At 66.1% G+C, this 21,575-nt stretch carries 19 protein-coding genes; 5 read left to right on the top strand and 14 right to left on the bottom strand.

Annotated features, from left to right (window positions below; genetic code table 11):
- Window positions 1-2 precede the first annotated feature (2 nt).
- The 4 genes from LDO22_RS12170 (at window position 3) to LDO22_RS12155 (ending at window position 2,792) form a co-directional block, all read left to right on the top strand.
- Window positions 3-704, top strand: coding sequence for a nucleotide exchange factor GrpE (locus tag LDO22_RS12170; RefSeq protein WP_224023435.1), 702 nt, complete (start codon window positions 3-5; stop codon window positions 702-704).
- A gap of 83 nt (window positions 705-787) precedes the next feature.
- Window positions 788-1,759: a DnaJ C-terminal domain-containing protein gene (locus LDO22_RS12165; protein ID WP_201302379.1), complete on the top strand. Its 972-nt coding sequence runs from the start codon at window positions 788-790 to the stop codon at window positions 1,757-1,759.
- A gap of 15 nt (window positions 1,760-1,774) precedes the next feature.
- Window positions 1,775-2,200 carry a helix-turn-helix transcriptional regulator gene (locus LDO22_RS12160; protein WP_141159097.1) on the top strand — a complete coding sequence of 142 codons (426 nt, stop codon included), beginning with the start codon at window positions 1,775-1,777 and terminating at the stop codon, window positions 2,198-2,200.
- A gap of 205 nt (window positions 2,201-2,405) precedes the next feature.
- Window positions 2,406-2,792, top strand: a complete 387-nt coding sequence (locus LDO22_RS12155; RefSeq protein ID WP_224027230.1) for a hypothetical protein — start codon at window positions 2,406-2,408, stop codon at window positions 2,790-2,792.
- A gap of 71 nt (window positions 2,793-2,863) precedes the next feature.
- On the opposite strand, the gene LDO22_RS12150 is transcribed toward LDO22_RS12155, so the two are convergent.
- The 8 genes from LDO22_RS12150 to LDO22_RS12115 form a co-directional block, all read right to left on the bottom strand.
- On the bottom strand, window positions 2,864-4,273 hold the full coding sequence (locus LDO22_RS12150) for an aldehyde dehydrogenase family protein (RefSeq protein WP_224023433.1): 1,410 nt from the start codon (window positions 4,271-4,273) through the stop codon (window positions 2,864-2,866).
- A gap of 228 nt (window positions 4,274-4,501) precedes the next feature.
- Window positions 4,502-6,010, bottom strand: coding sequence for an NAD-dependent succinate-semialdehyde dehydrogenase (locus LDO22_RS12145; RefSeq protein WP_224023431.1), 1,509 nt, complete (start codon window positions 6,008-6,010; stop codon window positions 4,502-4,504).
- 23 nt (window positions 6,011-6,033) lie between these two features.
- Entirely contained in the window at window positions 6,034-6,837 is an 804-nt protein-coding gene (locus LDO22_RS12140) for an HpcH/HpaI aldolase/citrate lyase family protein (RefSeq protein ID WP_224023429.1), read from the bottom strand.
- Window positions 6,822-7,607, bottom strand: a complete 786-nt coding sequence (hpaH, locus tag LDO22_RS12135) for a 2-oxo-hept-4-ene-1,7-dioate hydratase (protein WP_224023426.1) — start codon at window positions 7,605-7,607, stop codon at window positions 6,822-6,824. Before hpaH ends, LDO22_RS12140 begins: the two co-directional genes overlap by 16 nt.
- A gap of 2 nt (window positions 7,608-7,609) precedes the next feature.
- A complete protein-coding gene (gene hpaD, locus LDO22_RS12130) occupies window positions 7,610-8,689 on the bottom strand; it encodes a 3,4-dihydroxyphenylacetate 2,3-dioxygenase (RefSeq protein ID WP_224023425.1) in 1,080 nt (359 codons plus the stop codon).
- Between the two features lie 55 nt (window positions 8,690-8,744).
- Entirely contained in the window at window positions 8,745-10,256 is a 1,512-nt protein-coding gene (gene hpaE, locus LDO22_RS12125) for a 5-carboxymethyl-2-hydroxymuconate semialdehyde dehydrogenase (RefSeq protein WP_224023423.1), read from the bottom strand.
- Between the two features lie 11 nt (window positions 10,257-10,267).
- Entirely contained in the window at window positions 10,268-10,933 is a 666-nt protein-coding gene (locus LDO22_RS12120; RefSeq protein ID WP_224023421.1) for a GntR family transcriptional regulator, read from the bottom strand.
- Window positions 10,926-12,392, bottom strand: a complete 1,467-nt coding sequence (locus LDO22_RS12115; RefSeq protein ID WP_224023420.1) for a fumarylacetoacetate hydrolase family protein — start codon at window positions 12,390-12,392, stop codon at window positions 10,926-10,928. Before LDO22_RS12115 ends, LDO22_RS12120 begins: the two co-directional genes overlap by 8 nt.
- Window positions 12,393-12,624: 232 nt before the next feature.
- Between LDO22_RS12115 and LDO22_RS12110 the strand changes: the two genes are divergently transcribed.
- Window positions 12,625-14,547, top strand: a complete 1,923-nt coding sequence (locus LDO22_RS12110) for an FAD-binding monooxygenase (protein ID WP_224023418.1) — start codon at window positions 12,625-12,627, stop codon at window positions 14,545-14,547.
- Here LDO22_RS12110 and LDO22_RS12105 read toward each other — a convergent pair.
- The 6 genes from LDO22_RS12105 to LDO22_RS12080 form a co-directional block, all read right to left on the bottom strand.
- Window positions 14,520-15,374, bottom strand: coding sequence for a prephenate dehydratase (locus LDO22_RS12105; RefSeq protein ID WP_224023416.1), 855 nt, complete (start codon window positions 15,372-15,374; stop codon window positions 14,520-14,522). The two genes, LDO22_RS12110 and LDO22_RS12105, sit on opposite strands and share 28 nt — an antisense overlap.
- Window positions 15,375-15,474: 100 nt before the next feature.
- Window positions 15,475-17,388: an amylosucrase gene (locus LDO22_RS12100; RefSeq protein ID WP_224023414.1), complete on the bottom strand. Its 1,914-nt coding sequence runs from the start codon at window positions 17,386-17,388 to the stop codon at window positions 15,475-15,477.
- 69 nt (window positions 17,389-17,457) lie between these two features.
- On the bottom strand, window positions 17,458-18,225 hold the full coding sequence (locus tag LDO22_RS12095) for a polyphosphate--glucose phosphotransferase (RefSeq protein WP_224027229.1): 768 nt from the start codon (window positions 18,223-18,225) through the stop codon (window positions 17,458-17,460).
- Between the two features lie 133 nt (window positions 18,226-18,358).
- A complete protein-coding gene (locus LDO22_RS12090) occupies window positions 18,359-19,291 on the bottom strand; it encodes a carbohydrate ABC transporter permease (RefSeq protein WP_224023412.1) in 933 nt (310 codons plus the stop codon).
- Window positions 19,288-20,214, bottom strand: coding sequence for a sugar ABC transporter permease (locus LDO22_RS12085; protein ID WP_224023410.1), 927 nt, complete (start codon window positions 20,212-20,214; stop codon window positions 19,288-19,290). Before LDO22_RS12085 ends, LDO22_RS12090 begins: the two co-directional genes overlap by 4 nt.
- 49 nt (window positions 20,215-20,263) lie before the next feature.
- On the bottom strand, window positions 20,264-21,541 hold the full coding sequence (locus tag LDO22_RS12080; RefSeq protein ID WP_224023408.1) for an extracellular solute-binding protein: 1,278 nt from the start codon (window positions 21,539-21,541) through the stop codon (window positions 20,264-20,266).
- Window positions 21,542-21,575 lie beyond the last annotated feature (34 nt).

The raw sequence follows: 21,575 nt of genomic DNA, 5'->3' as shown, positions 1-21,575 counted from the left end.
CCATGCCGCACCACGGTAACGAGGAAGAGCACAACGCATCCGCCGGCCAGCACAACGCGCACGGCAACGGCCAGGAGCCGGTCATCCGGGACCACCGCAAGGTTGACCCGGTGACCGGGCAGGCCCGGCACCCCGAGGGCGGCCAGTCCGCCCCCGGGGCCGGGGCCCAGGCCGGAGCAGCGGATTCCGACGGCGACGCGCTGGCCCAGGCCGAGGAGATTCTCAACGGCGTGGACGTGCCGGCCGAGGAATCCGTGGCCCAGGGGGCTCCGGCAGGGTCCACCGGCAACGCCGAGGCAGCCGAACTGCGCAACGACCTGCTCCGCCTCCAGGCTGAGTACGTCAACTACCGCAAGCGGGTTGAACGCGACCGCGCCGTGGCAGGGGAAATGGCCGTCATCGGCGTCCTGAACTCCCTGCTCCCGGTCCTGGACGACGTCGACGCCGCCCGGCAGCACGGTGACCTCACCGATGGTCCCTTCGCCGCGATCGCCAACAAACTGGAGAACGCGCTGAAGACCTACGGCCTGGTCCGCATCAACGAGACCGGCGTGGAGTTCGATCCCACGATCCACGAGGCCCTGATCCAGCAGCCCGGCGAGGACATCGAGGTTGACACCGTCAGCCAGGTCCTCCGCTCAGGTTACAAATCAGGAGAACGCGTCCTCCGCGCAGCCCAGGTCATCGTCGCTGTCCCTGCGTAGCATTACCCCGGTGGTTGAGCTTGTTGGAACCCAGGTTTCGACAAGCTCAACCACCGCCCCTAACTTTTTGAAAGGAAACGCCATTGGCTAGCCAGGATTGGGTGGACAAGGACTTTTACAAGATCCTTGGTGTTGCCAAGGACGCTTCCGAAGCCGATATCAAGAAGGCCTACCGGAAGCTTGCGCGGCAGCACCACCCTGATACGAATGCGGGGAACGCTGCTTCCGAGAAGAAGTTCAAGGACATCTCCGAGGCTTATTCGGTGCTCTCGGATCCCGACGAACGCCAGCAGTACGACGCTATCCGGGCCATGGGCAGCGGTGCCCGCTTTGCTCCGGGCGGTGCCGCGGGCGGCAACGGCGGGTTCGAGGACATGTTCGGCGGCCTGTTCACCGGCAACACCGGACGCCATGCGGGCGGATTCAACCCCGCAGGCGGCGGGATCCCGCCCGAGTTCGCTGACCTCTTCGGCGGCTTCGGCGGCGCACCCGGCTTCCAGCGCACCCCGCAAAAGGGTGCCGACCGTACGGCCTCCACCAGCATTTCCTTCGCCGGGTCCATCCGCGGCACCACCATTGGCCTGCGCGAGCCCAGCGGGGAGGTCATCGACGTCCGTGTCCCGGCAGGCATCAAGGACGGGCAGAAGGTCCGTGTCCGCGGCAAGGGCCAGCCCGGTGCGGCCGGCAACGGCGATCTGGTGGTGTCCGTTTCCGTCCAGCCCCACGCCTTTTACACGCGCGACGGCGACAACCTCCGCATCCACGTACCCGTCACCTTCCCGGAGGCTGCTTTGGGAGCGGACATCGAAGTTCCCACCATCGACGGCGAGAAGGTCAAGGTGCGCGTTCCGGCGGGCACGCCGTCGGGCCGTACCCTGCGGGTCAAGGGCAAAGGCGTGAAGACGTCCAAGGCCACGGGCGACCTCCTGGTGACCATCGACGTCGCGGTTCCCAAGAATCTCAACAAGGATGCCGAAGCTGCGGTCAAGGCGTTCGCCGAGGCCACGTCGTCGGCGGATGTCCGTGAGGGCCTGGCAGCCAAGGCCCGGCTCTAGGAGCGGAGGTGAGCCGTGGACATCAGTGCTGACCAGCCGATCTTCGTGATCTCCGTGGCTGCCGAGCTGGCGGACATGCACCCGCAGACCCTGCGGCAGTACGACAGGCTCGGGATCGTCAAGCCCAGCCGTGCCCCGGGCAAGTCCCGGCGCTACTCGCAGCGGGACGTGAACATGCTGCGCGAAGTGCAGCGGCTGTCCCACGAAGGTGTGTCGCTGGAGGGGATCAAGCGCATCCTGGAACTCGAAAACCAGGTGGCCGCGCTGCAAAGCCGGATCTCGGAACTCACCGAGGAACTGGGCCGCCGTCCGCGGGCGGTGGATTCACGGATCTTCGCCGCCGGCGCCGCCGGTGACGTGGTGAGCCTGGCGCGGGGGCAGCGGCCCCGGCCGAGGTCCCAGGCCATGGTGGTCTGGCGGCCGCGGGCCATCGGGCAGTAGAAGCCGGCCAGCAGGGCCCGGCAGGTACCGCCTTCCGGCGTTCCGCGAAATTAGAGTACCCACTACTCGTGACGGAAAAGCCCCCTGAAACTTGAATGGAACCATCGCCGGATCAGCGGCGATGGTTCCGCAAGTTCTGGGGGTTTTCCGTGTTTGAAGTTCTCAGCAAAGCTCTTAACAGCAAGGCCCGGCCGTGAGCCCCGGAATGGAAGCCGTGGCTGCCTTCAGCGGCTCCATGCCGGGCCAGGTCCTGCTGGCCATCGGCCAAACCATCGTGGTGGTCTGCGTCTGCTTCGACATGGTCCGCGAGTTGTCCGTCCCGAGGTCGCACCGGCGCTTCGTGGCCAGCACCGTCTTCCGGACCTTGGCCATTCCCTCGGTCATGGCCAACGCCCTGACCGTCTTCATCGCCCTGGTGAGGTCGTCCTGGGTCGATGTGGTGATGGGCATGTTCGTGCTGGTGGCCATCGTCTTCCGCTTCCACCACAACAAGGACGAGGACAACTGGTGGAAGGGCAAGGGCAAGAAGCTCGCCCGCTGGGCCCGCCGGCAGTTCGCCGGCCGGACGTCCACCGCACCGGCCATGGGCTAGCAACACCGGCAAACAGTACAGCGGGGTCCTGCATGCGGGTTGCATGCGGGACCCCGCCGTTGAAGTCCCGATCAGCCGTTGATGACCTGGGGGACGCCGAGCGCTTTGAGGCCTTCGACGCCGAACTCCACGCCGTAGCCGGACTGCTTGGCTCCGCCGAACGGGATGCGGGGGTCAACGGCGCCGTGCCGGTTGATCCATACTGTGCCAGCCTCCAGGCGTGCCGCGACTTCGCGGGCGGCCTTCAGGTCCGGGGACCAGACGGAGGCGCCGAGTCCGACGTCGAGTCCGTTTGCCTTTTCCACTGCTTCGTCGATGGTGTTGTAGCGGATGATCGGCAGGGCCGGGCCGAACTGTTCCTCTGCCACCAGCGGGTTGTCGTTGTCGATGTCCGCCACGAGGGTGGTGGGGTAAAAGTAGCCGGGCTGGTCAGTGTCCGGGTTACCGCCGAGCAGGACGCGTGCGCCCGAAGCCTTCGCTGCCTCCACGAGGTTCGCCACGACGTCGTACTGGGCCTTGTTCTGCAGCGGGCCCAGCACGTTGTTCTCGTCCAGGCCGTTGCCCATCGGCATGGCCTTGGCCACCGCTACAAGTTCTTCGCACACGGCGTCGTAGATGCTGTCGTGGACGTAGAGGCGCTTGAGTGCTGCGCAGGTCTGGCCGGTGTTCAGGAACGCACCCCAGAACACGTCTTGGGCGATGGCCTTGGGGTCGGCGTCGGGCAGGACGATGCCGGCGTCGTTGCCGCCCAGTTCCAGGGTGAGACGTTTGACGGTGTCAGCGGAGGACTTGATGATGGCGCGGCCGCCGGCGGTGGAGCCGGTGAACATGATCTTGCCGATTGCCGGGTGGTCGGTGAGGCGCGCGCCCACTTCGCGGCCGCAGGAAACCACCGAGAGGATGCCGTCAGGGAGTTCCTCGTTGAGGACCTTGACCAGGGCCAGGACGCAGAGCGGGGTGTTGCCGGAAGGCTTGACCACCACGGCGTTGCCCATCCGCAGGGCGGGGGCGAGCTGCCAGACGGCGATCATCATGGGCCAGTTCCAGGGGCCGATCGCGCCGACGACGCCGATGGGCCGGTAATGCAGCTCGGCGCGGGTCTCGCCGTCGTCCACGATGGTTTCCGGTTCCAGCGGCAGTCCGGCGGTGGCGCGGAGCCACGCGACGCAGGCGCCGACTTCGAAACGGGCGTTGGGGCCGTTGAGGGGTTTGCCCTGCTCGCGGGAGAGCAGTTGGGCGAGTTCCTCGGCGGAGCGTTCGACGGCGTCGGCTGCCTTCAGGAGCGCGGCGGACCGTGCGTCGTGGCCCAGGGCAGCCCAGGCGGGCTGGGCGGCGACGGCGGCGGACACGGCGCCTTCAAGGTAGTCGAGATCGTGGATGGGGGCTTCGCCCACCGCTTCACCGGTGGCAGGGTCAAAGATGGTCCGGCCGGTGCCGGCGGCGGGGGCAATGGACGCGAGAAGCGCATCATAGGTTTCCAAGGGATACTCCACTTCGAGTAGGCAAGGACGCCAGCCGGTCGGCGTAGCGGGTTACTCCCAGTGTGGGCTGGACCCTGCTCCAGGCTCTTGTCTTTGTGCGCAGGACTGTTGTGCTGGAGCGAACGCCGGCGGGTGTGTGTCACGCTGGCCCACTTTTGAACGGTTAATGACTGCGGGACCCCGGGTTTCCGGGGTCCCGCAGTGATAACTGGGCCAGTTTGGGCGGTCTTATTGGGCCGCGTAGGGGTCGGCGATGCCGATGTATTGGGTAGTGGTGTATTCAGCGATGCCTTCGGAGCCGCCTTCGCGGCCGAGGCCTGATTGTTTGACGCCGCCGAAGGGTGCTGCGGCGTTGGAGATGACGCCGGCGTTGAACCCGACCATGCCGAACTCGATCTGTTCGGCGACGCGGAGGAGCCGGTTGAAGTCCTTGCTGTAGAGGTAGGAAGCCAGGCCGTACTCGGTGTTGTTGGCCAGTTCGATGGCTTCTTGCTCGGTTTTAAAGGTGGTGATGGGGGCGACGGGGCCGAAGATTTCCTGGCCCAGGATCGCGGCGTTGTTGGGGACGTTGGCCAGGACGGTGGGCTGGTAGAAGTAGCCGGGCCTGTCCACGGGGGCGCCGCCGGTGACGGCTACGGCCCCGGCCTGGACGGCGTCGGTGACGAGGGTGTGGACGTCGTCGCGGGCGCCGGCGTCGATCAGCGGACCGACTTTACTGTCCGGGTCGGTGCCGCGGCCGGTGGCGAGGGCGGCCATGGCGGCGGCGAACTTGGCGGTGAATTCCTGCGCCACGGTTTCGTGGACGAGGAAGCGGTTGGCAGCGGTGCAGGCCTCGCCCATGTTCCGCATCTTCGCCGCCATCGCCCCGTCGACGGCGGCGTCGAGGTCGGCGTCCTCGAACACGATGAACGGGGCGTTCCCGCCGAGCTCCATCGAGGTCCGGAGCACGTTCTGGGCGGCGTCGGCCATGAGGCGTTTGCCGACCGGGGTGGAGCCGGTGAAGGAGACCTTCCGCAGCCGCGGGTCGGTCAACAGCGGCCCGGAGATCCCGGACGCAGAGGAGGACGAAACCACATTTAGCACTCCGGCGGGGAGGCCGGCGTCGAGCATGGTCTGGGCGAAGTACTGCGCCGTGAGCGGGGTGAGTTTGGCGGGTTTGAGGACCATGGTGCAGCCGGCGGCGACGGCGGGGGCGACCTTGCGGGTGGCCATCGCGAGCGGGAAGTTCCAGGGGGTGATGAGCAGGCAGGGTCCGACGGGTTTGTGTTGGACCAGGATTTTGTTCTTGCCTTCGGGGGTGGTGAGGTAGCGGCCGTAGTCGCGGACGGTTTCCTCGGCGAACCAGCGCAGGAACTCCGCCCCGTAGGCCACTTCGCCGCGGGCCTCGGCCAGGGGTTTGCCCATCTCCAGGGTCATCAGCAGGGCGAAGTCCTCGGCGCGTTCGGTGACGAGGTCGAAGGCGCGGCGCAGGATCTCCGACCGCACCCGCGGCGCAGTCCGTGCCCACGACGCCTGGGCCGCGTCGGCCGCGTCCAAAGCCGCGACTGCATCGGCGCTGGTGGCGGAGGCGAGGGTGGCGAGCACCTCCCCGGTGGCCGGATCGTGCACGTCGAACGTGCCGCCGTCGGACGCCTCCACCCAATCACCATCGATCAAAAGACCAGTGGGCACGGAAGCCAGCAGGGCCGTTTCGCGCTCCGGCGTGAGGGCAGGGGGCAGCTCGGAAGTAACTGTCATGGGAAGTCCTTAGGAAGGGAAGGTCAGTAGCTGGCGGGGGTGCCGCCGCCAGCGGGTTTGATGTACTTTGCGGCGAGGGCTTCGGAGCCGCGGGCCAGGATGGCGACGTCGGCGCCCACCAGGATGAAGCCGGCGCCGTTCGCGAGGTAATGCTTGGCGGTGTCCGGGTTGAAGGCGTTCACCCCGGCGGGCTTTCCGGCCGCCCTCGCGGCGGACAGGCAGTGGTCGACGGCGGCACGCACTTCAGGGTGTTCCTGCTGTCCCAGCAGGCCCATGGAGGCGGCGAGGTCAGACGGGCCAATGAACACCGCGTCGACGCCGTCGACCTTGAGGATGTCCTCCACCGCCGCCACGGCGGCGGTGGATTCGACCTGGACGGTGACGCTGATGGTGTCGTTGGCCCGGGCCAGGTAGTCCGGGACCCGGTTCCAGCGGGCGGCGCGGGCCAGGGCTGAGCCCACCCCGCGGACACCCTGCGGCGGGTAGCGGGTGGCCGCCACCGCGGCTTCCGCCTCTGCCACCGAGTTGACCATGGGGACCAGCAGGTTCTGCACACCCAGGTCCAGGTATTGCTTGATCACCACGGTGTCGTTGACCGGGGGCCGGACCAGGGTGTGGACCGGGTAGCCGTGGACGGCCTGGAGCTGGGCCAGGATGGATTCGAGCCCGTTGGGGCTGTGCTCGGCGTCCACCAGGAGCCAGTCCAGGCCCGATCCCGCGCACAGTTCGGCGACCAGCGGGCTGCCGGAGCAGACCCACATCCCGGCGAGAGGGCGGTCCGCTTGGGCCAAGGCGGACCGGAAGGTGTCCTCTATTCGAAACGGCATGTCACGCTCCCCAGGGGACCGTAGTCGGCGTGGACGGTATCGCCCTTGTAGACCCACATGGGCCGGGTAAAGGACCCGGCCAGGATGATGTCGCCGGCCTTCAGGGCGTCGCCGTGGGCGGCGATCTTGTTGGCCAGCCAGTGGACCCCGTTGGCAGGGTGGTCCAGGACCCCGGCCGCCACGCCGGTCTCCTCCACAGTCTGGTTCTTGTACAGGATGGCGGAGACCCAACGGAGGTCCACGGCGTCCGGCTTGACCGGGTTGCCGCCGATCACCATGGCGCCCATCGCGGCGTTGTCGGAGATGGTGTCCACGATGGTCCGGCCCTCCATCTCGATCCTGGAGTCCAGGATTTCGAGGGCCGGAACCACGTAGTCGGTGGCCTTCAGGACATCGAAGATGGTGACGCCGGGGCCCTTCAGCCCGTCCTTCAGGACGAACGCCAGCTCCACTTCCACCCGCGGGTGCGTGTACTTGTCCCACTCCACGGAACAGCCGGTGTCCAGCACCATGTCGTCGAAGATGGCGCCGTAGTCCGGTTCGGTAATGCCGGTAGCGGCCTGCATGGCCTTGGACGTGAGGCCGATCTTGCGCCCCACCAGGGTCCGGCCGGCGTCCTCGTTGCGGCGGCGCCACAGCTGCTGCACGGCGTAGGAGTCCTCCACCGTCATTTCCGGGTAGCGGCCCGTCAGGCGGGGAACAGGGGTGCGGGTCCGGCCGGCTTCCACCAGCTCGTCCGCGATAGCCTCAATCGTCTTCGGCTCCAGCATGGTTAGACCTGCACTCCCAGCTTGAAGCCCTCAGCGGCTTCACCTTCGGGCTTGCGGGTGTAGGAGAAGCCGTCGGCGCCCACGGTCACGGCCATCTCGGACTTCTCCTCGCGGACGATGACCGGCTGCGGGTTGCCGTCCAGGTCCAGGACCAGGGAGGCTTCGGTGTACCAGGACGGGACCACGGGGTTGCCCCACCAGTCGCGGCGCTGGTTGTCGTGGACGTCCCAGGTGATGGTGGGGTTGTCCGGGTCGCCGGTGTAGTAGTCCTGGGTGTAGATCTCGATGCGGTGTCCGTCCGGGTCCAGGATGTAGAGATAGAACGCGTTGGACACGCCGTGCCGGCCGGGGCCGCGTTCGATCCGGTCGCTGATGCGCAGGGCGCCCATCTTGTCGCAGATCTGGATGATGTTGTGCTTCTCGTGCGTGGCGAACGCGACGTGGTGCATGCGCGGGCCGTTCCCGCCGGTGAGGGCGGTGTCGTGCACGGTCTGCTTGCGGTGCATCCACGCGGCGTAGGTGACGCCGTCGGAATCCTTGATGTCCTCGGAGACGCGGAAGCCCAGGTCCTCCAGGTACTTGCGGCCCTTGGGGACGTCCGGGGTGACCTGGTTGAAGTGGTCAAGGCGGACCAGTTCGCCGGCGGAGTAGAGGTCGTAGCGCTGGGTGAGGCGTTCCACGTGCTCTACGTCGTAGAAGAACTCGTAGGGGAAGCCCAGCGGGTCCTCCACGCGGACGGAGTCGCCGATGCCCTTGGTGAAGCCGTCCTTGCGGCGCTCCACCCGGCAGCCGAGTTCCTTGTAGTAGGCCTCTGCGGCGTCCACCTCGGCGGGGGACTTCACCCGGTAGGCGAAGGCGGCGACGGCGGCGACCGGACCCTTGCGCAGCACCAGATTGTGGTGGATGAACTCCTCGAGGGAGCGCAGGTAGATGTTGTTATCGTCCTCTTCGGTGACGTGCAGACCCAGGACGTCAACGTAGAACTCGCGGGACTTGGCGAGGTCCGTGACCACGATTTCCATGTAGGCGCAGCGGACGATGTCCGGTGCCGGGACGGTGGGGGTGGGGACGAAGTTGGTCATTGGAGTCTCTCTTCTTTGAAAGGGGGCGTGGAAAGTACGACGGCGGCCGGCTGGCTTAGGCGCCGAATTTGGGGGTGTGGACGGTGCCGAGCGTGATGTGCACGGCCTGCTGGTCGGTGTAGAAGTCGATGGAGCGGTAGCCGCCCTCGTGGCCCAGGCCCGAGGCCTTGACGCCGCCGAACGGGGTGCGCAGGTCGCGGACGTTGTGGCTGTTCAGCCACACCATGCCGGCCTCGACGTTCTGCGAGAAGTTGTGGGCCCGGGTGAGGTTCTGGGTCCAGATGTAGGCGGCCAGGCCGTACTTGGTGTTGTTCGCCAGGGCGAGGGCCTCGTCGTCGTTCTCGAACGGGGTGATGGCCACGACCGGTCCGAAGATCTCCTCCTGGAAGATCCGGGCGTCGGGGGCGACGTCGGCAAACACCGTGGGTGCGATGTAGTTGCCTTCGGGCAGGTGGCCGGGGCGGCCGCCGCCGGCCAGGAGCCGGCCTTCGGACTTGCCGATCTCCACGTAGGAGGCCACCTTCTCGTAGTGCTCGGGGTGGACCAGGGCGCCCACCTGGGTCTTGGGGTCGTGGGGATCGCCGACCACGATGTTCTTGGCCCGGGCGGCGTACTTTTCGCAGAATTCGTCGTAGATGGCGCGCTCCACCAGGATGCGGGAGCCGGCGGTGCAGCGCTCGCCGTTGAGGGAGAAGACGCCGAACAGGGCGGAATCGATGGCGGCGTCCAGGTCCGCGTCGGCAAATACGACGCAGGGGGACTTGCCGCCGAGTTCCATGGAGAGGCCCTTGAGGTTGGCGGCGGCGTTGCGGAAGATCGTCTGGCCGGTGGTGGTCTCGCCGGTGAAGGAGATCAGCGGGACGTCCGGGTGCTTGACCAGGGCGTCGCCGGCTTCCTCGCCCAGGCCGTTGACCAGGTTGAAGACGCCATCGGGCAGGCCGGCGTCCTTGAAGATGGTGGCCCACAGGGAAGCGGAGAGCGGGGTGAACTCGGCCGGCTTGAGGACCACGGTGTTGCCGGTGGCCAGGGCCGGGGCCAGCTTCCAGGACTCGAGCATGAAGGGGGTGTTCCACGGGGTAATGAGGCCCGCGACGCCGATTGGCTTGCGGTTCACGTAGTTGATCTGCGAGCCCGGGACCTTCATGGCGTCATCAAACTGGGCCACGATCAGGTCAGCGAAGAAGCGGAAGTTCTCGGCGGCGCGGAGGGCCTGGCCCTTGGCCTGGGTGATCGGCAGTCCGGTATCGAACGTTTCCAGTTCGGCGAGGCGGGCTTCCTGGGCCTCGACGGCGTCGGCGATCCTGTTCAGGATGCGGGCGCGCTCGCGGGGCTTCATCTTCGGCCAGGGGCCGTTCACGAACGCGTCGCGGGCGGCGGCGACGGCGAGATCGATGTCTTCCTTTTGGCCGGCCGCGGCGGTGGCGTAGTTCCTGTTGGACACCGGGTCCAGGACGTCGAAGGTCTTGCCGCCCACGGAATCGACGAACTGGCCGTTGATGTAGTGCTGGATGTGGGTGGGCAGGTCCTCAGGGACGTAGTGCTTGGCGGTTTCTACTGAGGTCGTCATCGTTGAAGTCCTTACTGGTGCTTTGCTTGGGCGAGATATGCGTCAAGGGTTGCCGAGCGGTGGAGCCGGGCGGCTTTTTCGATCTGCTCTGCGTCGGCTCCGGTTTCGATGAGCTTCAGCAGGTTTTCGTGTTCATCCACGGAATCGCGGGCGCGGCCCGGGACGAAGCGGAACGTGGAGGAGCGGATGGCTGCGAGCCGGTTCCAGCCGCGGTGCACCAGGTCCAGGATGTGCGGGTTGGGGCAGTGCTCGAACAGGACGCTGTGGAAGTCCTGGTTGAGCTGTGTGAACCGGACGGGGTCGAAGTGGTCCAGGCATTCGCGCATCTCTTCGTTCACGGCGCGGGCCCTGGCCACGGCTGCGGGATCGATCAGCGGGGCGGACAGCGCGGTGGCGGCGCCTTCCACGATGCTGAGGGTCTGCATGGTGTAGAGGTATTCGGTGGGGTCGATGCCGGCCACGGTGGCGCCCACGTTGCGTTCGAACGTCACCAGGCCTTCGGCTTCCAGCCGGCGGATGGCTTCGCGGACGGGGACCACGCTGAACCCCAGGTCCTTGGCGATGGCGCCCAGGACCAGCCGGTAGCCGGGGGTATAGGTGCCTTCGACAATCCGGGCCTTGACGGCCTGGTAGGCCTGCTCGGACTTGCTGCCGGCAACCATGGTGGCCTCAGTCATTGTGGTTTCCTGCTTCCCACTCCTGGTACCGGGCCTGCCATTCAGCGTTCATGGGGTAGAGGCCGTCCACGCTGTTGCCCTGCTTGACCATCTCGAAGATGAAAGTCTCTTCCTTCTCCTGCTGGATGCAGTCCGCCACCAGTTCTTCGGCGATGGCCGGCGGGATCACCAGGATGCCGTCGGAATCGGCCACGATGATGTCGCCGGGCTGTACGGTGGCGCCGCCGCAGGCGATGGTGATGTCCGTGTCCCACGGGATGTGGCGGCGCCCCAGCACAGCCGGATGTGGGTTGGCGAAGTAGGTGGGCATCTCCAGGTCCGCCACGGCGGAGTAGTCGCGGACGCCACCGTCGGTGATGATGGCAGCGGCGCCGCGGACCTGGGCGCGGAGGGCCAGGATGTCGCCCACGGTGCCGGTTCCCTTTTCGCCGCGGGCTTCCATGACCAGGATTTCGCCTTCGTTCACGGAGTCGATGGCCTTCTTTTGGGCGTTGAAGCCGCCGCCGTGGGTCTTGAACAGGTCCTCGCGGTTGGGGACGTAGCGCAGGGTGCGGGCCAGTCCCACCACGCGGCGGTCCGGGCGGGTGGCCTGCAGTCCGTCGATGCTGACGTTGTTAAGGCCGCGCTTGCGCATCTGGGAGGACAGGGTGGCGGTGGCGACGGACTCCAGCTTGGCTTTCAGCTCCGGAGTGAGGGCAGGCGCGACGGCGGCAAGCCCCGCGGCTTCACGGGAACCGTAGGCTTCCTCCCGCTGCAGGTCATCGACCTCGGGCCGGGCACCAAAGTCCGCGAACGCCGTCGTGCCTTCCTCAACGGTGGTGACCAGCCGGCCGGTGGACAGGCGGCCGTCCACCGTCTCCACTTCCACTTCCAGCACGTCGCCCGGCTTCGCGACCGAGGCGCCGGCCGGCGTGCCGGTGAGGATGATGTCACCTTCCTCGAGCGTGAGGAGCTGGGAGAGGTCCGCGACGAGCCGGGCGAACGGGAAGAGCAGGTCCCCGGTGGTGTCGTCCTGGACCAGGACCCCGTTGTGCCAGGTGCGGATCCGCAGTTTGGCGGGGTCGACGGCGTCTGCCGGGATCAGTGCCGGTCCCACGGGGGTGAACCCGTCGCCGCCCTTGGACCGGAGGTTGGAGCCCTTGTCCGCGTAGCGGAGGTCGTACACGCCGAGGTCGTTGCTGGCGGTAACGGCCGCGACGTGGTTCCAGGCGTCCTCGATGGAAACACGGCGGGCGGCCTTGCCGATCACCAGGGCGATCTCGCCCTCGTAGCCGAGCAGTTCGCAGCCGGCGGGCCGCTCAACGGGGCTTCCGCCCAGGGCCAGCGAGCTGGAAGGCTTGAGGAAGTAGGACGGCTGGGCCGGGGTGCGGCCGCGCTGGGTGGCCCGGCTGGGGTAGTTGATGTGCACTGCGATCACCTTGCGTGCTGCCGCCAGGGTGTCGCCGTTGACCTGCTCCAAAGCCTTCTCCTCATTAGGTACGAAATCGTATACGATCACTATCACCCATCCGGCGCGGGTCGTCAACCCCTGAATTTCCGGGCTTTTGACGAGTTGCCCGACGGTACTTGTAGCCCGGATCACATGGGGCGTACAGTGGAAGCCAGATTTATAGTTTCGATTATCGAATCATCTGTTCTGATATAGAACACATTCAATCCCGATAGTCATCACAACGAAGTGAGGAAAGCCCGTGCAGTTCCACCACCACGGATACGTATCCGGTGACCCGCGAATCCAGCCGGCGGCCGGCGTCGGCCTTAACCGCCCCGAGGAACTTCCTGACGAAGTGGACGTCCTCATCGTGGGCGCCGGACCTGCCGGCATGCTCGCCGCGGCCCAGCTGTCCATGTTCCCCAACGTGACCACCCGGATCATCGAACGCCGCCCCGGCAGGCTCGCTATCGGGCAGGCCGACGGCATCCAGGCGCGCAGCGTGGAGACGTTCCAGGCCTTCGGTTTCGCGGAGCGGATCATCGCCGAGGCGTACCGCATCACCGAAATGGCGTTCTGGAAGCCGGATCCCGCCAACCATGCGAACATCATCCGGACTGCCCGGGCCGTGGATGACGAGATGGGCATCAGCGAGTTCCCCCACCTGATCGTCAACCAGGCCCGCGTGCTGGACTACTTCGCGGAATTTGCCGCGAACTCGCCCACCCGCCTTAAGCCTGATTACGGCTACGACTTCGAGGGCCTGACGGTGGCCGGCGAGGGCGACTACCCCGTCACCGTGACCCTCCGCCACACCGCCGGACCCAACGAAGGCCAGGAGCGGATTGTCCGCGCCAAGTATGTGGTGGGCGCGGATGGTGCGCGCAGCAAGGTGCGCCAGGCCATCGGCTGCACCCTTGCCGGCGACCAGGCCAACCACGCCTGGGGCGTCATGGACACGCTGGCCGTCACCGACTTCCCGGACATCCGGACCAAGTGCGCCATCCAGGGTGCCGAGGGCAGCATCCTGCTGATCCCGCGCGAGGGCGGCCACCTGTTCCGCATGTACGTAGACCTGGGCGAAGTGGATCCGAACAGCCAGCACTCGGTCCGCAACACCACCATCGAGGAGATCATCGCCAAGGCCAACGCGATCCTGCACCCCTACACGCTGGACGTCCGGAACGTCGCGTGGCACAGCGTCTACGAGGTGGGCCACCGGCTCACGGACAGGTTCGACGACGTCCTGCCGGCCGAGCGCGGCACCCGCACCCCGCGGGTGTTCATCACCGGGGACGCCTGCCACACCCACAGCGCCAAGGCCGGCCAGGGGATGAACGTGTCCATGCAGGACGGCTTCAACATCGCCTGGAAGCTGGGGCACGTCCTGGAGGGCCGCAGCCCGGAGAGCCTGCTGAGCACCTACTCCGAGGAACGCCAAGTGGTGGCGAAGAACCTCATCGACTTCGACAAGGAATGGTCCACCATGATGGCCAAGAAGCCGGAGGAGTTCGAACACCCTTCCGACCTTGAGGACTTCTACGTGCAGACCGCCGAATTCCCTGCCGGCTTCATGACGCAGTACACGCCGTCCCTGATCGTTGGGAGCACCGACCACCAGGACCTGGCCACTGGATTCCCCGTCGGCAAGCGCTTCAAGTCCGCACCCGTGGTCCGGGTGGGGGACACCAACCCCCTCCATCTGGGCCACCACGCCACCGCCGACGGCCGCTGGCGGATCTACGTCTTCGCGGACCCAGCCCTGCCGGGCACCAACTCGGCAACGGACATGCTCGCCGAGTGGTTCGCGAACTCGCCGGAGTCCCCGCTGGCTGCCACCCCTGCCAGCGCCGACCCGGACGCGTGGTTCGACCTGAAGGTCATCTACCAGCAGCCGCACACCGCCGTCGACATCAATGCCGTGCCCGCCGTCTTCAAGCCGCTGGTAGGCCCGTTCAAGCTGACCGACTACGAGAAGGTGTACGCCACGGATCCCAAGGCGGACATTTTCGACCTCCGCGGCCTGGACCGCAGCGGCGTTGTGGTGGTGGTCCGCCCGGACCAGTACGTGGCCAATGTCCTGCCGCTGACGGCAACCGCGGAGCTGGGCGCGTTCTTCACGCCGCTGCTGAAGGCCGCCCCCGCGGCACCGCGTCAGGCGGTTGCGGCTGCGGCCCGGTAGTCGGCCGCGGCGTACACGCCGAGGATCCGCACCTCGGTGGTGAAGAAGTCCAGTTCCTCGAGGGCCAGCTTCAGCGGCAGGTCCTCGGGGTGGCCTTCGACGTCAGCCATGAACATGGTGGCCGCGAACTCGTTGCCCACCATGTAGCTTTCCAGCCGGGTCATGTTCACGCCGTTGGTGGCGAAGCCGCCCAGTGCCTTGTACAGGGCGGACGGGACGTTGCGCACGCGGAACACAAAGCTGGTGACTGCCGGTCCGGGAAGTTCGTCCCGGGCCGGCAGTGCCTTTTCGCGGGCCAGGACCACGAAGCGGGTGGTGTTGGAGGGGTCGTCCTCCACCCGGGAGGCCAGGACCTTCAGGCCGTAGATGTCGGCGGCCAGCGGGGGAGCGAGGGAGAGCTTGCGGGGATCGTTCCATTCCGCCACCTCCCTGGCCGAACCGGCAGTGTCGCCGGCGATGACGGGCTTGAGGCCGTGCTCGCGGATCAGCTTCCGGCACTGGCCCAGTGCGTGGATGTGGCTGTGGACCTCCGTGGCGCCTTGAATGGTGCTGCCCGGGATGCCCAGCAGGTCGAAATGGATGGGCAGGAAGTACTCGCCCACGATCTGCAGGTTGGACTGCGGCAGCAGGATGTGGATGTCCGCCACCCGGCCGGCGATCGAGTTCTCGATGGGGATCATGGCCAGCTCCGCCTCGCCGCTGGTCACCAGCTCAAAGGCATCCTCAAAACTGGCGCACGGCACGCTTTCCATGTCCGGGAACATCTGCTGACACGCGATATTGGAGTTGGCGCCGGGCTCACCCTGGTACGCAATCTTGGAGGCCATGATCCGTATGGTTTCACGCGGCGCCCCCGCCCGCCCAACTGAGTAGCGCCAAGTGTCGCTTTGGGGCGCGAAAACGACACTTCGCGCTACCCAGTTGGGGCTAGAGGGGCGTGACGCGCAGCCAGAGGTATTGCCGGGGAAGGAGCGTGACGCCGTCGTCCAGTTGCATGGCTGCTTCGGAGAGAAGGTCGACGGCGGCAGGGGAGAAGCCGCCGAACGTTTCAGCCGGGAGGGTCTGGGCGGAGTCGCTGAAGTTGGCCAGGGCCAGGACGGTGGGACCGTCCTCCGTCGCGCCCGGCCGCTGGTAGCCGAGCACTGCGCGGTTGTTGGTGCCGAAATCGATCAGCGTGGTCCCCGCCAGTCCGGGGGTGCTGGTCCGGACCTCGATCATCCGCTTCAGCCCGGCGTATACGGCTCCTTCCGGCGTGGCCGGGTCCAGGCGGCGGGCGTACTGCTCCGCGGGGAAATGCGGGCGGTGCACCCAGCGGCTGTCCTCCTCGTGGCCGGGCTCGGACGCGTACCCATAGTCGTTGACCTGCCCCACCTCGTCGCCCAGGTACAGCAGCGGGACGCCGCCGGTGCTGAAGGGCACCGAATGGGCCAGGAGGATCCGTTCCACCGCCTCAGCCGGGTCCACCTCCATGCCGCACAGGGACGCCGTCGTGCCTGAAATCCGGCAGTCGCCGGTCTTGGGGTTGTCCTGGAACGGGACGCCGCGGGCAAAGCTGCCCGGGAAGCGGTTGACGTAGAAGGAGTTCAGGAAGCGGCGGTGGTCGAAGCCGTTGATGCCCAGTTCGGCAGCGTCCTCGTCGGCGAAGGTCCAGCCGATATCGTCATGGCTGCGGACGTAGTTTACCCATGCCGTGCCCTGCGGGATGTTGTGCCGCCGGTGCAGTGCCTGGGCCAGGAGCGAGACATCCCTGGTGGCCAGCGATTCCCAGATTAGGGCCATCTGCAGCGGGTTGTAGGAAAGCTGGCATTCCTTGCGGTCGATGTAGAGCGCTACCTCGTCCGGGTGCACGATGGCCTCGGATTTGAACAGCAGCGCCGGAGCCGCCAGCCGGCACACCGCGTTGAACGCGCGGAGCAGCGTGTGCGCCTGCGGCAGGTTCTCGCAGGGGGTGCCCAGCTGCTTCCAGATGAACGCCACCGCGTCCATCCGCAGGATGTCCACGCCTTGGTTGGCAAGGAACAGCATCTCGGCCGCCATGGCCCGGAAGACGTCGGGATTGGAGTAGTTCAGGTCCCATTGGTAGGTGTGGAACGTGGCCCAGACCCACCGGCCGTCCGCCATCTGGATGAAGGACCCGGGGTGGTTCTCGGGAAAGATCTCCCGCACGTCCGCCTCGAAGGCGTCCGGGAGCGTCCGGTCCGGGAAGATCCAGTAGTAGCCGCTGTATTCCGGGTCCCCGGCGGCTGCCTTCCGGGCCCAGTCGTGCTCGTCCGAGGTGTGGTTGAAGATGAAGTCCACCACCAGGTTGATGCCGTTGTCCCTCAGTTCCGCTGCCAGGGAGCGCAGCTGCTCCATGGTGCCCAGCTTTGGGTTGACCTCACGGTAGCTTGAGACCGCATACCCGCCATCCGAATGTGGTTCCGGCGCCAGGAACAACGGCATGAGGTGCAGGTAGGTGAGGCCCAGTTCCTTGAAGTACGGAATGCGGGCGCGGACCCCTTCGAGGCTTTCGGCGTAGCGGTCCACGTAGCAGACGCCGCCCAGCATCCGGTTGGACTGGAACCAGTCCGGGTCCGCTTCCCGTTCGGCGTCCAGGGTTTTCAGTTCCTGCGCGCGTTCCTGCCAGGAGGCTGCGCTCTGCACCACCAGCGCGGAGAGCTGCTCCAGCCAGTCCGTCCGCTCACCGTACAGGGAATGGAAGAGGCTGCGGAGGGTGGGAAAGTGCCGGGCCATCCTCCGGTCGAAGTCCGGGTCCGCTGCGAGGCCGAGGCCACGTTCCCGTGCCAACGCGGACAGCACATACTGGCGCGCTTCTTCGTCCTCGTTAACGGTTCCCTGCATGCCACTGCCCCTTCCGGCCGACGCCGGGACGTCCGGCGGCATTTGTACTGAAGTATTCCACGTCACACTTCAGGTATTTTGGATGATCTCTTTGCCGGCAGCTGTTGCCTGCAGGGCAGCGCCCACCACGCCCGCCGAGTTTTCCAGCCTTGCCGGGATGACCGGGGTGCGCAGTGACAGGCGGGGCAGGTATTCGTGGCTGCACGCCGAGATTCCCCCGCCGATGATGATGAGGTCCGGCGAGAACAGGAACTCAACATGGGCCAGGTACCGCTGCAGCCGGCCGGCGTACTCCACCCAGTCGAGGCCTTCGTTTTCGCGGACGACGGCGGAGGCCCGGGATTCTGCCTTGAAGCCGCCGATTTCCAGGTGGCCCAATTCGAAGTTTGGCACCAGCCTGCCGTCCACGATGAGTGCCGATCCGATGCCTGTTCCCAGGGTCAGGACCAGGACGACGCCCTGGGTGGCTGCGCCGGCACCGTAGCGGGCTTCCGCTTCCCCGGCGGCATCGGCGTCATTCACGACCCCTACAGGCCGGCCCAGGTGGGATTCCAGGTAGGACTGGACATCAAGCCCGACCCAGCTGCTGTCCACGTTGGCCGCGGACCTGGCAACCCCTCGATGGACTATCGAGGGGACAGCCACCCCGACTGCCCGGGTACCAGTCCCCGGGCTTTCCGGCTCAAGATCCGCGATGAGCCGGGCAACGGTGTCCACGACGTCATGCACCCTGCCGCCGGGCGGCGTCGGGAGCCGGCGGACGCCGCTGCCCAGCATCCCGTTGGCCACGTTGACCACGGCACCCTTGATCCAGGTCCCGCCGACGTCGATTCCGATGCGAAAGTCCGCGGTTGTGCTGGATTCCGCGGCTTCGCCGGGCGCCGGGTGTGAGGTCGCCGTGATGGGCACGATGCATTCCTTCAGGTTGTTCAGTGGGTGTCATGCCGGGTGGCAGGTGGCGCGAGGCGCCTTACTTAACGGCACCCTGGGTGAGGCCGGACATGACCCACCGCTGGGTAAAGAGGTAGACGATGATGGCCGGCGCCATTGCCATCAGGTAGGAAGCGAAGGCCACGTTGTAGCTGTTGCTGAACTGCGTCTGGAAGATCTTTTGCAGCACGGGGATGGTCTGCAGTTCGGGGTCGGAAATGATGAGTGAGGGCATCATGAAGTCATTCCAGGACGCGATGAAGGCGAAGATCCCCACGGTTGCGCTCATTGGTCCGAGCAGCGGGAAGATGAGCCGCCAAAATACCTGCCACGTCCCGGCGCCGTCCATTCGCATGCTTTCCTCCAGTTCCAGGGGGATGGAGCGCAGGAACGCGGTGAACAGCATCGTGTTGAAGGCCAGGGCAAAAACGATGTGCAGGATCGCAACGCCGAGTGGATTGTCCAGCCCCACCATGCCCGTCAGTTGGATTTGCGGCAGTGCCACGACGGGGAACGGGATGAACATGGCTGCGAGCAGGTAAAAGAATGACCAGCGGAAGATCCGGCGGTCCCAGTTGCGGACTATGGCATAGGCGGCCAGCGCTGATACGACGATCTCTCCAACGACTGCCGTGGCGGATACGAAAACGGATATCGCGAAGCCCCGGGGAAAGTTCGTCAGCGTCCATGCCTGGCTGAAGCCTTCGAGGCTCAGGGGCGCCGGCAGTGAGAAGGCGTTGCCGTTGACGGCCTGCCCGGTGGTTTTGAAAGCCATGCTGACCGTTACGTACAGCGGGACGAGCACACCGAGCGTGCACACGATGAGGATGACGGTGGCGGTCCAGTTGGTGCGTTCGTGGCCGCTGCGGATCCGTCCCTTCCCGGCGCTTGCTGGTCCTGCGTTGATTGTTCCGGCGTTGGCTGGTCCTGCATTGGCCGGTCCTGCGGGGGTAGTGCGGGTCGCGTTGGTCATGCGATCCCTCCTTTGCCACGTGTGAAGCGAAGCTGTATGAGTGCGATGGTGATGCTGATGAGGAAGAAGATCACCGCGTTGGCCATCTGGTAGGCGTAGTCGCCGCCTTCAAAGCCCCGGAAGATGGCCATGGCAACGCTGCGGGTGGACACCCCGGGGCCGCCGTCGGTGAGGCCCACGATGATGTCGTAGGCGTTGAGGTAGTTCTTGAAACCGAGCACTGTGTTGATCACCGCGTACCCGGCAACCAGCGGCAACGTGATGTGCCGCAGGTTGTGCCAGGGGGTCGCGCCGTCGATGGAACTGGCTTCATAGACCTCCGGCGGGACCGTGAGGAGCCCCGCGATGTAGATCAGCATGGCGCTCGGAATCGACTGCCAGGCAGTGACGAAAACGATCCCCAGCCAGGCAAGGTCCGGGTTGGCGAGGATGCTCGTGGCCAGCGGCTCAATTCCCAGGTTCCTGCCCGCCAGTGGAAGCGAATTGGAGAAGAGGTACTGGAAGACAAAGGCGATGACGATGCCGGAGATCACCATGGGGATCACGAACACCGTGCGCAGCGCCGTCCGGAAACGGACCCGGGACGTCAGTCCCAGGGCCAGGAGGAACGCCAGGATGTTGACGACGATGACGGTCAGGAGCGAAAAGGCGAGGGTGAATCCGTAGGCACCCAGGACTCCTTCATCGCGGAAAACCGCGATGAAATTCCGAATGCCGATGAACTCGAAGTCCCCGAAGCCGACCGAATTGGTGAAGCTGTAGACGAAGCCGAGCACGGCGGGGAGCGTGACAGCGAGCGTGAAGATTGCGAGCGAGGGGAAGAGAAAGAAGTAATAAAGCGGGTCAACCCGGCTCTTCCGGGCACTTTTCACCTTCGGCGCCGCCGCGGGAGCCGCAGCCGCCCTGGTGGAAGTTCTGGTCATTGATGACATGGGGGGAATCCTCGTTTCATGCGTCGGGGCGGAAGTGCGGCTAGGCCCGGAAAGCCAGGCGCGCCCAGTCGGCGTCCATCCGGCGCAGGGTGGCTTCGGGATCGGCGCCACCAATGATCGACTGGAGGTAGTTGGCCGCGGGAATCGTGTTCGGGATGAATTGCGATGCGCCCATGTAGAAGCGGCCTTCGTCGTAGTACTTCTGCATTTCGACGATGCGCGGATCGGTGACAGGGGGAGCGTCCTTGGCCGTGCCGAATCCCAGGAACTTGGCGTTGTAGGGGTTCTGGATTTCCGGCTGCAGAAGGTATTGGAGGAAGGCGCGCGCGCCTTCTTTTCCGTTCGCGACCTCGGGGACCCATAGTGAGAGGTCGATGTTCACCCGGACTTTGAGGTCGGCGGGGTCGGCGGTCATTGGCAGGGGAAAGGTGCCAAGGTCCAGGCCGGTGGCCGCCTTTTCGATTTCTCCGAAGGCCCACGGGCCCTGGAAGTACATTGCCGCCTGGCCCTGCGCCATGGCGGTGTTGCCGTCACCGTAGCCCCGGCTTGCCGCATCGGGATTGACGTACTTGGTCAGCTGGACCATTCGCTGCACCGGCTCCAGCAAGGTCTTTTGGAATGACACCTCGGAGTCCGGCCCCACATCCTCGCCGATCCCGTGCATCTTGGCGTAGAAACCGCGCACGTCCACCATGCCGCCCACCGTGTAATCGAAGAGGCCCTGCGCCACGGTCCACGGATCCCGGAAAGTGCCGTAGATGGGAGTGATCCCGGCTGACTTCAGCCGTTCGCACACGTCGATCAACTCGTCCCAGGTTGTGGGAACGGCCAGGCCGTGCTCCTGGAAGATCCGGCGGTTGTAGATGACGGACGCGGCCATGACCGAGTAGGGGATCACGCTGGTGCGGCCGGGGTAGCTGGGGTACCAGTTGGTAAGGTCCAGCACGTCATTCCGGATGGATGCGGCCTCGGGGAGATCGGAAAGATCGGAGAGCGCACCGCGCTCCATGAACCGCGCCATCTCCAGGTTGTAGTTCAGGCAGCCAAGATCCGGGGGACTGCTGCGGACAAAGCTGGCGGACAGATTGGTGGCCATGTCATGCAGCACCCGGAACTGGTCCTGCGATCCGGTGAACTTCGCAGCCAGGTCACGGAAGTACGGAACGGCTTCGGGCTTGGACTGGTGGAATGTGATGGTGGGCCGCGTTCCCGCCGGGGCGCAGCCGGCCAGGCCAAAGGCAGCCAGCGCACCTCCCGCAGCGGCAAGGAAAGTACGTCGGGAAACGTGCGTCCCTGCGGACGTCAAAGGTGGCAACATCGGCTCCTGGGGGCGGTCGAGACAGTTTATTTGG

Origin of the sequence: Arthrobacter sp. NicSoilC5, assembly GCF_019977395.1 — a bacterium.
Lineage (GTDB): Bacteria > Actinomycetota > Actinomycetes > Actinomycetales > Micrococcaceae > Arthrobacter.
This window is presented reverse-complemented; position numbering and strand designations above follow the sequence as displayed.